This window comes from Lentimicrobiaceae bacterium, assembly GCA_020636745.1.
Taxonomy (GTDB): domain Bacteria; phylum Bacteroidota; class Bacteroidia; order Bacteroidales; family Lentimicrobiaceae; genus Lentimicrobium.
The window spans coordinates 329,017-344,126 of record JACJXH010000004.1 but is presented as its reverse complement, the minus strand read 5'-3'; the positions used below and the strand labels follow the sequence as shown (position 1 = coordinate 344,126).

Annotated in this window: 11 protein-coding genes; 3 read left to right on the top strand and 8 right to left on the bottom strand. The window is 42.0% G+C overall.

Features of this window, described 5'->3' with window-relative positions; translation table 11 throughout:
* The first annotated feature begins 64 nt into the window (after positions 1-64).
* On the top strand, positions 65-2,299 hold the full coding sequence (locus H6541_08725; GenBank protein ID MCB9015862.1) for a tetratricopeptide repeat protein: 2,235 nt from the start codon (positions 65-67) through the stop codon (positions 2,297-2,299).
* A 10-nt stretch (positions 2,300-2,309) separates the two neighbouring features.
* Here H6541_08725 and H6541_08720 read toward each other — a convergent pair whose 3' ends face one another.
* The 6 genes from H6541_08720 to H6541_08695 all read right to left on the bottom strand — a co-directional run bounded on the left by H6541_08720 (position 2,310) and on the right by H6541_08695 (position 8,263).
* Positions 2,310-2,576 (bottom strand): hypothetical protein, encoded by a 267-nt coding sequence (locus tag H6541_08720; protein ID MCB9015861.1) that lies wholly within the window; start codon positions 2,574-2,576, stop codon positions 2,310-2,312.
* 157 nt (positions 2,577-2,733) lie between these two features.
* A complete protein-coding gene (locus tag H6541_08715) occupies positions 2,734-3,225 on the bottom strand; it encodes a methylated-DNA--[protein]-cysteine S-methyltransferase (protein ID MCB9015860.1) in 492 nt (163 codons plus the stop codon).
* Positions 3,215-4,816: a YfcC family protein gene (locus H6541_08710; GenBank protein MCB9015859.1), complete on the bottom strand. Its 1,602-nt coding sequence runs from the start codon at positions 4,814-4,816 to the stop codon at positions 3,215-3,217. Before H6541_08710 ends, H6541_08715 begins: the two co-directional genes overlap by 11 nt.
* Positions 4,817-5,150: 334 nt before the next feature.
* Positions 5,151-6,326: a metallophosphoesterase gene (locus H6541_08705; protein MCB9015858.1), complete on the bottom strand. Its 1,176-nt coding sequence runs from the start codon at positions 6,324-6,326 to the stop codon at positions 5,151-5,153.
* Between the two features lie 284 nt (positions 6,327-6,610).
* Positions 6,611-7,693, bottom strand: coding sequence for a DUF4476 domain-containing protein (locus tag H6541_08700; GenBank protein MCB9015857.1), 1,083 nt, complete (start codon positions 7,691-7,693; stop codon positions 6,611-6,613).
* A 120-nt stretch (positions 7,694-7,813) separates the two neighbouring features.
* The gene (locus H6541_08695) at positions 7,814-8,263 is read right to left on the bottom strand and encodes a GNAT family N-acetyltransferase (protein MCB9015856.1); all 450 of its coding nucleotides are present in this window, start codon (positions 8,261-8,263) and stop codon (positions 7,814-7,816) included.
* A 192-nt stretch (positions 8,264-8,455) separates the two neighbouring features.
* On the opposite strand from H6541_08695, the gene H6541_08690 reads away from it, so the two are divergent.
* Positions 8,456-10,357: an amidophosphoribosyltransferase gene (locus tag H6541_08690; GenBank protein ID MCB9015855.1), complete on the top strand. Its 1,902-nt coding sequence runs from the start codon at positions 8,456-8,458 to the stop codon at positions 10,355-10,357.
* A gap of 45 nt (positions 10,358-10,402) precedes the next feature.
* On the opposite strand, the gene H6541_08685 is transcribed toward H6541_08690, so the two are convergent.
* Positions 10,403-11,500: an alanine racemase gene (locus H6541_08685; GenBank protein ID MCB9015854.1), complete on the bottom strand. Its 1,098-nt coding sequence runs from the start codon at positions 11,498-11,500 to the stop codon at positions 10,403-10,405.
* Positions 11,501-11,644: 144 nt separating this feature from the next.
* A complete protein-coding gene (locus H6541_08680) occupies positions 11,645-13,063 on the bottom strand; it encodes an MBOAT family protein (GenBank protein ID MCB9015853.1) in 1,419 nt (472 codons plus the stop codon).
* A 161-nt stretch (positions 13,064-13,224) separates the two neighbouring features.
* On the opposite strand from H6541_08680, the gene H6541_08675 reads away from it, so the two are divergent.
* Positions 13,225-15,051 carry a hypothetical protein gene (locus tag H6541_08675; GenBank protein ID MCB9015852.1) on the top strand — a complete coding sequence of 609 codons (1,827 nt, stop codon included), beginning with the start codon at positions 13,225-13,227 and terminating at the stop codon, positions 15,049-15,051.
* Positions 15,052-15,110: the final 59 nt, after the last annotated feature.

The window sequence follows — 15,110 nt, the reverse complement described above, 5'->3', positions numbered from 1 at the left end:
AATGTGTCAGTTTTTTTTATTCTGCATGATTTTTGACTATCTTAAACCTGTGAAATATACAGAAATGAAGATTGCTGAAATAAATGAATGGTACAACAGGGTGTGCGAGCTTTTAAAGCAACGACGGCTTATCGATGCTTTGGATAAGATCTCCTCTGTTATATCAGATAAAGACATTACCGACTATGCTGAACAACTTGACAATATCAGGTTTACTTACAGTAATATGTTGAGTTATACGGTTAAAGGTGTTGAAGATCCAAGTCAGAGTCAAATATATAATCAAACGCTGGTTTCGGCTTATGAGCTGACCGACCTCGTGAAGGCAGGTTTGCTGATGCAACCAGGATTTCGTCTGGCAGGGCTGAAACATGATCTGGAGCTTCAGATGCGAAGAGATAAGGAAGATATGGCTGACAGCCTGCTTGGCTTGTCGTTTGACAATGAGTTGAATGATATGTTGCTGAATACGGTTTTATTTGACGATGAGTCGGAAAGTGCTCAGGCGGTTAAACACCGGCAGGTAATTCTGCGCGTTTTTCACCAGCTTTGGCTTACCGATAAATTTTCGCAGAACGATGCCGAAATAGTCAGCAGGCTGTTTGGTAGCAGCTCGTTACCCTGGTACGAAAAAGCCATGATGATCAGTGCTTTAACGCTTGGATTAATCAGGTGTTTTGATGTCAGAAAGGTTGAAATCCTCCTCTCGTTGTACCGAATGGACGATCCGCAGCTTAGCCAGCGGGCCCTGGTTGGTGTTTTGCTGGTTATGAGTTTGTACGAAAACCGGTTGAAACTTTATCCCGGCTTACAAGCCGGCTTGCAGTCATTAAGTTTTGAGGAGGGCTGGGCAAATGATGCAGTTGGTATCATTATCCAGTTAATAAGAGCAAAAGATACTGATAGAATTACCCGAAAGTTCAGAGAGGAAATCATTCCTGATATTGTTAAGTTTAACCAGGATTTGAGCGAAAAGCTGAATCTTGACAAGCTGTTGCTTGCTGATGAAGAGTCTGATAAAAATCCTGAATGGGAGAAGTATTTTGATTCTCAGCCTGACCTTACACGCAAACTGGAAGAGCTGACCAATATGCAGATGGAGGGGGCTGATGTATTTCTCAGTGCCTTCTCTATGCTCAAATCATTTGACTTTTTCAATGACATACACCACTGGTTTATGCCTTTTTATCCGCAACATTACGCGATTGTAAATGCACTTCGCAAGGAAGATGCAGCTTTTGGCAATGTATTGATTCGCGGAGTCGAAAATTCACCCTATATGTGTAATTCCGATAAGTTTTCGTTTGTGCTTAATATTGCAAATCTGCCTGTGGCGCAAAAGGAAATGATGGCTCAGATGTTTGGGGCTGAAATTGAGCAGTTTGAAGAGTTAATGGGCGAGGAGCTGAGTGATCCGCAACTAAGAAAAAAACGAATCATCATTCAGTACATCCAGGACTTGTACAGGTTTTTTAAGCTTCATCGTTTAAGATATGAAACCGGCGATATTTTTCAGCTTCCGCTTGATGTGCACAATACGGTGGTTTTTCAGGAAGTTGTTACTGATTCAGTCAGTTATAAATTAATTGCAGACTTTTATTTCGATAATTCGCATTTCGAAGAGGCTCTTGCTGTGTATCATCATTTGGCCAGTCAGGGTGAAAGCAGTGCAGAACTATTCGAAAAATCAGGATATTGCCTGCAGCAACTCGGCAGCTACGATGAGGCCATTTCCATGTACCGTAGGGCCGATCTGTTTGATACCAACCGTAAATGGCTGCTGGGGAAAATTGCGCAATGTTACCTTAAAAAGTCTGATTCAAATGAAGCGCTGAATGCATACCTTGAATTGTCAATGCTTGAGCCCGGTAACCTGAGAACAAAAGCAGCCATCGGGACTTGTTATCTTAACATGGAGCAGTTTGATAAAGCCCTGGAATACTTTTATGCCATTGATTTTGATGAGCCGGGTTCGGCAAAAGCCATGCGTCCGGTCGCCTGGTGCCTTTTTGCCCTGGGAAGGGTAGAAGATGCACAGTCTTATTATAATCAACTGCTTGAAATGGAGCCTAATGCATATGATTTCATGAATGCAGGACATGTGGCCCTTTGTCTGAATCAACGGCAACAAGCGGTGGAGTATTATAAAGAGAGTGTTCAGCTCAGAAATGGTAATCTTTCAGCATTTCTGCGTGGTTTTGTGGCCGATCGCAAATTGCTTCTGACAAATGGTGTCAATCCATCAGAGTTGCCTTTGATGCTCGATTATCTGAGGGTTATTTTGAAAGCTGAAGCCTGATTCAGTTTAGCTAAAGTATGGCAGGCTTTTTTCTAAAGACAAGAGGGATGTTCTCCTTGTCGGGTGCGCCTATTTCAACAAGTTCCCAGTCCTTGTCATAAGCATCAATCCGGTGTTTGAGTACCGTAAATTTTTCTTCAGGCGAAGGTGCTGTGCCTTCCCAGTTGACCAGCTCAACCCGGTATTGCATTGTTTTGGAACGGCCATTGATGCGCACTTCAATTTCAACGTTCTGTTCTGCTTCAACGTCAGGGATAAGAATAACGACTTCTTTCATGTTTTGGGTGTTTATTTGAACTGTATCCCATTTTTATGCCATAGTTTGTAATGTGCACATTATGAGTGGTTACCGGTTTGGTAAAAGGTGTTTTAGCTGGTTTGTTCAGCTGTATTTGGTATAACTGTCCGGCAGCGAACACTGCCTGTAATGGGGGCTATAAAAACAGGCCTTCTTTGATTTCTGAACATTCATGTTTCAGAAGCCATTCTTTGCGCCACAATCCGCCTGCGTATCCGGTAAGTTTGCCATTACCGCCAATTACCCTGTGACAAGGCACAATGATAGAGACAGGGTTGGCACCATTGGCCAGCCCTACAGCACGCGCTCCGTTTTTCAAGCCAAGTTTGTCAGACAATTGGCCGTAAGTAGTGGTTGTCCCATAGGGAATATCCATCAATAACTGCCAGACTGACCGCTGAAAAGGTGTGCCATAAAGCTTAAGCGGGATGTGAAATACTTTTAGTTGGCCGGCAAAATAGGATTTAATTTGTTGGGCCGCATTTGCCAGTAGCGGAGGGATTGTTTCCGGCTGATGCAATTCGCAAAAATACAAGCCTGTTACAGCATTCTCTTCTGCTGTAAGCTTGATTGTTCCCAATTGAACGTTTATGTATGCGGTTTGCAACAGCTTTTGGTCAGAATCCATTTAGTTGCATGGTTACTGTTGGTATGAGCAATAGAAATCCGAGAATAACCAGGATGATCATAAACGGAGTTACCCATTTGAGCCATTTGTTGTATGGTATCCGGGCAACGCCTAAAGCGCCGATAAGAACGCCTGAAGTTGGTGTAATCATATTGGTAAATCCATCGCCAAACTGAAAAGCCATAACAGTGGCCTGACGTGATAGTCCGATTAAATCGGAGAATTGCGACATAATGGGCATGGTGAGTGCAGCTTTGGCTGACCCTGATGGAATAAAAATGTTGATGGCTGTTTGCATTACATACATGGTGCCCACAGTAGCTATATTGCCCATATCGGCCATTGCACCGCTGATGTTGTGTAACAGGGTGTCAATAACCAGGCCGTTGTTCAGAATAATGATAATGCCTCCTGCCAGTCCTACCACCATTGCAGCAGAGGTGATGTCTTTTACTCCCTCAATAAAAAGCCTGGTGATGGTATTGGGCGAATAGTTCATGGAAATGCCGGAAAAAAGACCAAGCGCCATAAACAGGGTGGCAATTTCCATCACATACCAGTTATAACCCATTACACCGGCAATTAGCAGAAAAATGGTAAACATCAGCAGATTTAAAACAAAGAAGTGAACCGATTTGCGCAAGGCAACCCATCCGGTAACGATAAATAATCCGGCTAAAACGGGGAATACGGGCCAGTTTACTGAAGCATTGCCAACGGTTAGGGTAGTTGAGGGAAGGATAAAGGCATAATATACAAATGCAGCAGATAAAAATATCCAGGCTACCCAGGCCGATTTTGGTGTGTAATACGCAATTTCTTCTGATGATTCTTCATGACGGGCTCTCCAGTAGGCATCTTCTTCATATACCGGAGATTTTTCAGGGTTTTTTCTGATTTTGTGCATATAGCGGAGCACAAATGAAATGCCTACAAGATTAATCACAATCCAGCAGAAAAACCGGTATTCAATACCTGAGAACAAAGGCAGGTGCGAAAGTCCCTGAGCGATACCAATGGTAAAAGGGTTGAGCAGGGCTCCGGCAAACCCCAGAGCAGCTGCCACAAAACACATGTTAAGCCCCACAATGCTGTCGTAACCCATGCTGATGGCCAAAGGCACAAAAATGATAACAAAGGCTATGGTTTCTTCGCTCATGCCAAAAGTGGCGCCAAAAATGCTGAATAAGAGCATTATAAGCGTTATGATGATATTGTCAACACCCAGCTTTCTGATAAAATCAACCCGTTCAAGTTTACGGGCTTTTTTCAGAAATGACATGATGCCAACATCTATGGATTTGCTGTTGTTCATAATCCAGAAAGCTCCGCCAATCATCAGGATAAAAACAATGATATCAGCTTTGTCCACAAATCCATCGAAAAGAGCCGAAAATATCTGCCATGTCTGAGGCTGGCTTTCAATGTACCGGAATGAATTATCGGCAATCACTTCCCGTTGTGTGCCGTTAACTTCAACCATTACACGTTCGAATTTTCCTCCGGGCACAATCCAGGTGAGAGCAGCCGAAATAACTATTAAATAGAAGATAATAACGTAGGTGTGGGGGAATTTTCTGCCTGATGCCATTTTCAAATGAGTTAGGGACTGAGCAAAGATAGAAAATCAGAAAAATTAATTCATGCTTTTACATGATGGAGAGGAAAAAACAGCTTCTTTCGCTATTTGTATGGCTGATGGTAATTTTGATTTATTGTTTAGAATAATCAATGGTGATTATTGTTTTCCATTATGTAAGTGGTGGCATAATGTGCAGTAAATCAGAAATGTAAATAATTTATTTTGTTGGATTTCCGGAAAATGCCATTTACACAATTACGCATTCAGAGGTCATTCATGCAGTTGTGCTGATGTTTATTTGATGAATGTTTTTCGCTGCTGCCTGCCAAAACTGTTTGATAGATTATTTTGTGGCTGATTGAGTGCTCTCCCTGAATCGCAGGGTGATGTCAACTACTTCAGGACGGTTGCCTGTGCGTACAGGTGGTCCCCATCCTCCAAAGCCAGGCGAAACATAAATGTGGGTTTTGCCTTTTTTAAGATAGCCCATGCTGACTTCGTAAATGGCAGAAGTCAGGTAGTTGAGCGGCCACAGCTGACCATGATGGGTGTGTCCTGAAAGTTGCAGATCAACGCCGGCGTCGGCAGCTTTGTCGAGGTTAAAGGGCTGGTGATCAAGTAAAATCACCGGAAGCGAGTTGTCAACCGTGCTCAGAAGACTGTCAACTGTCATGCGGGGTTCCCCGCTAAAACGGGTTTTATCGCGATCTTCACGGCCTGCCAGGTAAAAGGCATTGGCGATTTTAAGCACACTGTCGCGCAGCATGGTTACACCATGTGCTTCAAGATAAGCCACAGCAGCATTGGCTCCGCCAATATATTCATGATTTCCGGTTATGCCGTAAATGCCCAAAGGTGCTTTTAGTCGCCTGAGTGCTTCGCCCAGATTCTGTCTGATGACAGGTGCCAGGTCTTCGTCTACGACATCTCCGGCAAATAAAACAATATCAGGTTTTAGTTGATTGATGCGATTTACCAGCTTTTCCATGCGTCGAGGACCTATAATGGTGCCCATATGAATGTCGGAGGCCATAGCGATATGAAGTTCTTTCATCCCATTGGCAGATTTATCAACATCAAGTGTTAATTTATGTAAGCGGGGGTTAACGGCGTTGAAATAACCGACAATGATAACCGTAAAGACCACAATCATGGTGATGCCTAGTGTATTGGTTGCGGCTTTGGGAGTAAGCCATGTTTCGGGAAGTATTCCTGTAAAATGATGGGTAAGCCTGATGAAATCGATAAATACAACTGCCAGAAAGAAATAAAACATGGCTGCCAGCCAGAAGGAGCCTACCCACATGAGCAAATCGCTGAAGGCAGATAGCTGTATGCGCTCAACTATCCTCCCTAAAACATACGAAGATGCCACCGCTATAAATAACCATCTGAACCAGGGCTTCAGGCCTGATGCAGGGGGCAATGCCTGCATACTACGGTGGAGTATGTAATAATTGATGGAACTGTATAGGATAAGTACAATGGAGAAAAAAATCAAAAACTGGTAGTTTTTCATAGGCTTGTTTTAAGTGCAAACTAAACAGATTAAAATTGATTTTGTTAAACCGGGCGGTGGCAAAAGTCAGACAGCGGATTTTAAGTAGACAGAAGCAGTGGCCTGCCTGACTATTGGTTTGTCAGGTTTGTGCGTCGGTATTTTTTTTCAGAGGGTTTTATGATTTTTATTCTGATGCCCGTTGAAAAATAGCTGCAAACCCTCCCGCTTAGCCATAAAGCGGAAGGGTTTGCATACTTTCTTTTTCAAAAGATATGATGAAGGTGTGGGAACTAAAAGTCGGCCTAGCGTTTCGATTCCAGAAACTTCATCAGCTCTTCTTTGGTTCTGCTGAACGAAAAAGCATCAGCCACTTTGTAGTAGTTTTCGCGGTCGGTGGTAAAATCGTACGCAAATTTGGCAAGTTCAAGTCTTGTATCTTCGAATGAAATCAGTTTAACCATTTCGGTTACCTGAAATACACTGAAACATTTTTTACTGCGGATGATCTGTTTGGCCAGGGTTAAACGGGTGGTGTTGAAGCTTTCTTTGCTTATCGATTCCTTTATTTGTCCGAACTCGTCGGGATGAACAATGCAGGGCGGATTTTCTGGGCCAGGTGCTGGCATTGGGTTGCTAATCAGGTTGTTGTAGGCGGCTTTATGAGCGCTGTATACAAAAAGCTGAGTTCCGTATGGTAAATTGTTGAGGTCGAAAATGGAGTAAATGGCAGCCTTGAAGAATTCAAGCCGATTGGCTTCTGAAACCAGCAGTGAAGCGAATTTCATTGCCTGGCTAACACTCAGGCAATTGTTGCCTGTAATTTGCGTAAGCAATAACATGCGGCTGCCTTCTGAGTTGTTGGCCTTAACCTGCATGGCAAGTCTGATAAATTCGTCTTCGCGTATTGGGTAGTTGCAGTTTGATGGGCCATGATATCCTTCATATCCCGGGTAGTCAAATGCCGGGAAATTCATGCTTACAGGAGGTTCATAGGGCGGAATGTAGTCATGGGGATGTTCTTCCATGCTTTTCACATAATCATGCAGCATAAAAACGGTTGAAAAATAGGCAAACTCATCGTACACAAAATAAAAGTTTTCTTTGTCCACCACACTGAGCCAGGCTGTTTTGGCCAGTTCGAGGCGGTTAAAATCATCGATAAACAAGGATGCCATTGACTTAACCTGTTCAACCGAAAGACAGTTGTTTACCGCAATAGCTTTGGCAACCTGTAGTTTGCGCTCTTCGGTGGGTTGCATGCTTATTGATTTATACTTCTGCCTGAAAATATGGTCAGCTATAGGAACATCGCAATGATGCGGTCGTTGTGCATTGGTAAAAAATGCTGAAAAGACAATGAGCAGTGTGATGAGAGATGTTTTCATAGGGCGTTTTTTTTCTGTCAGTTTTCACCGTTTAATTGTAAAAGTCAGTTAAACAGGCATTTTTATCATGTTGATAAGCAAACAGTATACAGTTTTTTGAAGTGACTGATCAATGATGTCTTATTTCATCCATTCAAAAGTGCGGTAATGCTGGTCGCTCATGCCTACCCTTGCATAAACACCGCGGGCGCGCTGATTTGTATTGTCCACATACAATCTGATGCCGGCAACATCATTTCTTTGCATTACCTGTTCTTTAATAAAGCTGTACATCGAGCCAAAAACGCCGGCCTGACGCATATCGGGCTTTACAAAAACAGACTGAATCCACCATACCCATGCATTGCGCCAGTCGCTCCACTCTGGAGTAATCATCAGGCAGCCGGCGGGCTCATGATTGAGCGTGGCTATGATATAAAATCCGCGGTCGGCATTGGTCAGCACAGCTTTAACACCTGCTGCTACTGTGGGTGAATCAAGTTGTAATTGCTCAGTTTCCATCGCCATACTTAACTGGCTTTGCGCAATAAATTCAATATCTTCTGGCACTGCCATTCTTATATTTACCATAGTGGTTATGAAGTTTTTGTTTAATGAATTGTGAATCAACTGTGTAATTTTCAAGTTGAAATGTATAATTTACAATAAGCTAACTATTCCTTTACAAAAGGGCTCTATAAATGTTTATTTTTGCACCTTCTTAAAGGGATGTTCCCGGCATTACTCCGGCAAATATAAAAGAATAACTACAATATACACAGCATGAGCGAGCAGATCAAACATGAGTGCGGAATTGCAATGGTTAGGTTGCTGAAACCACTTGAATACTATCTGAATAAATATGGTACTTCAACCTGGGCTCTCAATAAGCTTCATTTATTAATGGAAAAGCAGCACAACCGTGGTCAGGATGGCGCCGGTATTGCGTGTATCAAGCTCGATCCAAAGCCTGGAAGTAAATACATCAATCGTCACCGTTCCAATTCCAATACGCCCATCGGCGATGTTTTTAAAGCGGCATATTCTGAAATCAATGAACTTACGGGCGATCATCCCGAACGGCTCAAAGATTTGCAATACCTGAAACATCATGCTGGTTTTGCAGCCGAACTCTTTATGGGGCATTTGCGTTATGGCACTTTTGGCAAAAATGTAATTCAAAACCTGCATCCGGTCATTCGGGCTAACAACTGGATGACACGTAATCTGGTGCTAGCTGGTAATTTTAATATGACCAATGTTGATGAGCTTTTCGAAAAGCTGATTGACCTGGGCCAATATCCGGTTGAAACTTCTGATACCATTACTATTCTTGAAAAAATTGGTCATTTCCTCGATGAAGAGAATGAGCGCCTGTATGCCCGGTTTAAGAATGAAGGATTCAGCAAGCGCAATATTACTGCCAGAATAGCTGCTGAACTCGATGTGCAGGATATTTTGCGAAAAGCTTCCATCAACTGGGATGGCGGTTATGCCATTGCCGGTATGTTCGGGCATGGCGATGCGTTTGTAATGCGCGATCCCTCAGGTATCAGGCCCGCTTTTTATTTTCAGAATGACGAAGTCATTGTAGCGGCTTCTGAAAGGCCGGTTATACAAACAGCCTTAAATGTTCACCATAGCCAGGTGAAAGAGATTGAGCCCGGTCATGCGCTGGTGATACGCCGCGACGGCACCGCCGGAATTATTCCGGTACTGGAGCCCCGCACAAGGCAGGCCTGCTCGTTTGAGCGCATATATTTCAGCAGGGGTACTGATGTGGATATTTATCAGGAACGGAAAAAACTTGGTAAAATGCTCACACCGGCCATTCTTAAAGCTGTGAATCACGATCTTCATCACTCCGTTTTCTCCTATATCCCCAACACAGCGGCAGTGGCATTTTACGGCCTGGTTGAAGAGCTGGGGAATTTTTGCGATGGAATTAAAAAGGATTTGTTGCTGAAAGATGCCCAGATACTTACCCCGGCTAAGATTGATGAAATTATGAAGCTTAAACCGCGGGTTGAAAAAGTGGCTGTTAAAGATATTAAACTGCGTACTTTTATAACGCAGGATAATGCCCGTGATGATTTGGTCGCTCATGTGTATGATGTTACCTACGGAGTTGTGCAGGACGGGCAGGATAATCTGGTTGTGCTTGATGATTCCATTGTAAGGGGAACAACACTGCGCAAGAGTATTATCCGCATTCTCGATCGCCTGGGACCGGTAAAAATTGTGGTTGCTTCCTCTGCTCCTCAGATTCGTTATCCCGACTGCTATGGTATTGATATGACCAAACTGGGCGATTTCGTGGCTTTCAATGCAGCTATTGAACTGCTGAAAGACACAAAACAGACGCACATTATCAATGAGGTTTACGCCAGGTGTAAGGCGCAGGAAATGTTGCCCAAAGAAGAGGTGGTGAATTATGTGAAGGATATTTATCGCCCGTTTACGGCGGAACAGATTTCTGCCAAAATTTCAGCCCTTGTTACTCCGGCAGGCTGCAAAGCACAGGTGCAGGTTGTATATCAAACCATTGAAGATTTGCATGAAGCCATTCCCGGCCATACAGGCGATTGGTATTTTACAGGCAATTACCCAACACCTGGTGGAAATAAGGTTGTGAATAAGTCCTTTATCAACTACATTGAGGGACGCAATGAAAGGGCTTATTAATCAGGCAGACACTGGCTGGTCAGTGTGAAGCTTCCTTTTTATAAGCTATGGCCACATGCTATATGCGTTGTTTGTTTTTCTGAGAAGATTGGCTGCAAGGCACGAATGTACCGGAATAACAGCTACCAGGTTGCCTGGTTTCAGCTTTTTTGCCCATAGGCTTTGTGTGGCGAAAATTCCATGTTCCTGCGAGAGGGATACCAGGTAATCATCGCCTTCGGGTTGTTGCCATTTGCCATCAATAAACGGCACAACCAGCCCAAACACCTTCTTGTTACCGGGCAAAACCAACGACTCCTTTGAAAGGTGCACGCCTCCGCCAAGTATCAATGCTTCATTGCGTTGAGGGTAAACTGAAACGACAGGGCAAATAACTGCCGCTGCAATCTGTTCAAAATTACAGCTTCCCAATTGCAGCTGCATCAGGTCGTAAAATACAAAATTTCCCGGCCGCATCTCATCCAAATCGTTGAAATCAGTTGCCAGACTGCATGAAGGAGTATCGCCGGCAGAACTGATGATTCCCTGGTATCTGCTTGCGTATTTATGTTTTAATTCTGATAAGTTCTGAATGGATTGCTCGTGAATATGCAATATCTCCTGTTTGCTGCCGGCGTGATAGGTGTGTCCGGCATGTGTAAGAAATCCCCGAAAAGTTAACGATGATCCTGTTGAAGCTCTGAGTATTTTTTCAATGCTTTCCTCGTTGGCCGGATGAACCCCCGAACGGTGGTAACCTGTATCAATTTTTATAAAGAAACCGGTTTCGCTTGTCAGTGTTTCTGTCATTGCTTTGGCCTGTTCGGCCATATCGAACAATACATTGAGCCTGATTTTGGCTGTAAGCTGGCTTATACCTGCTAATTCGCGGACATTCACAGGAAAGGCAAGGGTAATATCTTTCCAGCCTGCATCAGCAAAAAACCTGGCCATATTTACCGATGATACTGTTATCTGCCTAACACCTTCTTCGTAAAACCAATGGCCGACTTCTATTGATTGATGTGTCTTAAAATGCGGTCTGAAAATGATGCCATGTGAGCGGGCTTTACCGCTCATTTGGCTGATATTGTTCCGGCAAATCTGTTCATCAACAAGTAATGCCGGTGTGTTGAATTGTTTTATGTTGAATAATGCGGACATCGGCAGAAATTATTTGTAGCGTTTTTAGGCAGTTGTAAGGATTGTGCTAGTAAAGGGTTTATTGCTGATATTCTTATTCATTTTCAATGGATTAAATTTTAGTGTTTGTTTTGCTGTTGAGCGATTTGTAAATTTCACTGAAATCTAAAACCTGAAATAAATAAAAGGATTAAAGCCTGAAGAAGTAATGGCTGCCAGACTAATGATAAAAAATATGGCAGAGGCTAAAGTCATGAAAACCAATGTTCGCAAACTTTGTTTTTTCGAAAAGACTTTTTCCTGCCATTGTTCAATTTTTCCGAAACCTGCCCAAAAACTGAAGAATGCCCCAGTAATCAGGATTGTCCATACCTTGTTGCTGATATAAACTGCTGGACCAGCAGTAAAACTAAACATGCGTTCAGTAAAATCAAGTGCGTATTGAAGCGATTCGGCCCTGAAAAGTACCCAGCCTACCAGGGTAATGATAAAAGTGATAAAGATAGACGGATATTTGCCAATGGTTTTATACACTTTGAGCAGAAACAACCTGTCAGCAATCAAAAAAAAGCCGTGAAAGGCACCCCAGGCAACAAAGTTCCATGCTGCGCCGTGCCAAAAGCCTGAAATGATAAATACCAGCCAAAGGTTAAAGTACAATCGGCCGACAGACACGCGGTTGCCACCAAGGGGAATATACAGGTAATCGAGCATCCAGCGCCCTAATGAGATATGCCAGCGGCGCCAGAATTCACTTATATTTTGTGAGATATAAGGATTGTTAAAGTTCTCAAGGAAATCAAAACCAATCATACGCCCTAATCCTATAGCCATGTCTGAGTATCCGGCAAAGTCATAGTAAATCTGGAAAGCATAGGCCAATACACCCATCCATGCAGTAGCCGTTGACATATCAGCCGGGTTAAGTGCAAAAACGCTATCGGCATATTCGCCCAGCACATTGGCTATCAGTACCTTTTTGCCAAGGCCCAGCGCAAATCTAAAGAAACCTGTAAGTCGGTTGTCGGCAGTTTCATTATAACGGCGGTCTTCCAGTTGGTCGGCAATTTCATTGAACCTCACGATAGGCCCTGCAATCAACTGCGGAAACATAAGGATATACAGGGCAAAATCGGTTATTTTTTTTAGCGGGGCATGTACTTTGCGGTATACATCTACTGCATAAGTCATTTTTTGAAAACTGAAAAATGAAATACCAATAGGCAGTGCTACCTTCACCCATTCTACGGGTTTCCCTCCAGTGCTCACCATAATGGCATTCAGGTTGTCGACAAAGAAATTGGCATACTTAAAATAAAGTAACATGCCTATATTGAGTGCGATAGAGAATGATACCAGGTATTTTTTAGTACGTCCCTCCGATGTATGCATCAGCTTTACTGCATAAAAATCAGCAATAATAGAGCCCAGTACAATAAAAATAAAAGTTGGTGCGCCCCATGCATAAAAAACAACACTGGCCAATAAGGCCACATAGTTTTTCATTTTGTTAGGCGAAATATAATAGAGCAATAAAAAAACCGGAAGGAAATACAGGAGAAACAGGCTGCTGCTGAATACCATAAAATTAATTTTACCTTTTGATGGACTTTATTTTAGTGCAAATGTAATGAGATTATTCTGAAAGGTATATGATCTGTAAAGCATTTGCCTGTAAGATTTATTTGAATTTTATGTGTTCGAATTTTTTGAATACCTTCGCATTTTGAACCTTTTATTTGGCTATGAAACCTGGAAAATATTCATTTTTTGTTCTGATATTTATTTCGTTGATTTTTATTGGGTCAAAGTTTAAATTCCCACAAACGAATTTTATCAGTTATGATAACTTTGGCTACTATCTTTTTTTGCCAGCTTCGTTCATTTATCATGATCCAGGTTTGGAAAGAGAGTGGTACAAGGAGATAAATGAAAAGTATAAGAGTACTCCGACCTATTTTCAATTGATGAAGTCACCAAAGGGAGGGGTTATCATCAGGTTTTTCAGGGGGATGTCTATGCTTTGGTTACCTGCTTTTTTCGTTGGCCATTTTGTTGCATTAATAGGAAATTTTACTCCCGACGGGTTTTCAGCGCCTTACCAATGGGCTCTCATTTTGTATGGTGCCATGTTTGCTATTTTAGGATTGATTATGTCGAGAAAAATTCTGCTGCATTTTTTCAATGATAAGGTAACAGCAATTACTCTTCTATTGATGTTTGTCGGTACAAATCTGTTCTTTTTTAGCACATTGGGAAATGATGTGCCACATGTTTATTTGTACACACTTTACACATTTTTAGTTTGGTTTACCGTCAAATGGCACGAAAAATATGAATGGCGTTACATATTTGCTATTGCAATCTCTATGGGATTAATAATGTCAGTTCGGCCATCGGAAGTTATTGCGGCTGCTATACCAGCATTTTGGGGAATAGTTAGTATTGAAAGCTTGAAGTCTAAATTTATCCTGTTGTGGAATAAGAAATGGCAGGTTCTTATTGCAATAGTTATCGCCTTTCTTTTTCTTGTACCTCAATTCTTATACTATAAATCATACGCAGGCGAATATTTTTTAAATGTATATAATGATGCTGGATCAACTTTAAATCTAATGAATCCCAGGTTTGCATATGTATTGATAGGCTTCCGAAAAGGATGGTTTATTTATTCTCCACTGAGCATTCTTGCATTTGTAGGTTTGTATTATTGCTGGAAAACCCATCGAGATTTTTTTTGGCCAATTGTGATTTTCTTATTTGTGAATATTTATCTTATTGCAAGTTTTACTAGTCTGGTGAGTTATGGGTGGAGGGCATTTATACAGTCTTATGCGTTTTTAATTCTACCATTAGGATGTTTTGCTGATGCACTAGCAAAGAGTCGGAAGGTATTTAAAATTATTGCTTTCTTTGTACTGTTGCCTTTCTTTATTCTTAATATCCATCAGGCCTGGCAAGTGAGAACTGGTGTTATAGATGGTTCCAGAATGACAAAAGCCTATTTTCTCAAAATGATAGGGAAAAATAAAGTCTCTGAAGAGGATCGCAGCTTGTTATTAGTGGAACGTTCTGCCACCAGCAGAGATTCTATAATTTTCAAAACTGGGTTGAAAAGGAAAGTGTTATTAGATCTCTCTTTTGAGGATTCAAAGGTTGAAAAAGATTCTTTAACGCCCCAGCCATATAGAGGGATTGGAATGTTTAAAATGAGTAAAAATGTGCCTTTCTCTCCTGGGATTAAGATACCATATAAGCATATTTCATCTGTGTATTATTTCTATTTAAGAGCCAGTGTGTGGGTATATGGATTCAATGATGATGTGAAAGAAAAGCTAAGACTTGTTGTCAATACCGCTACTCCCGATGGTGGAAATTTGAAGTACCGGGCGTTTTCATTTAAATCGGCTCAGATCCCATTTCAATCAGGGAAATGGAATCGCTTGTCATTTGATTACATGACCCCTGAGGTTTTTACTAAAGAGGAAATTATACAGTGTTATGTTTGGTATGAAGGAAGTGGAGTTGTATGGGTTGACAATTTACATGTTGATTCTTATACCCTTGATTAGGTAATTAGGCTCTTTTATTGTTAGTGATTGTGTTTATTGTTTAAAATGCAGCTGAATAA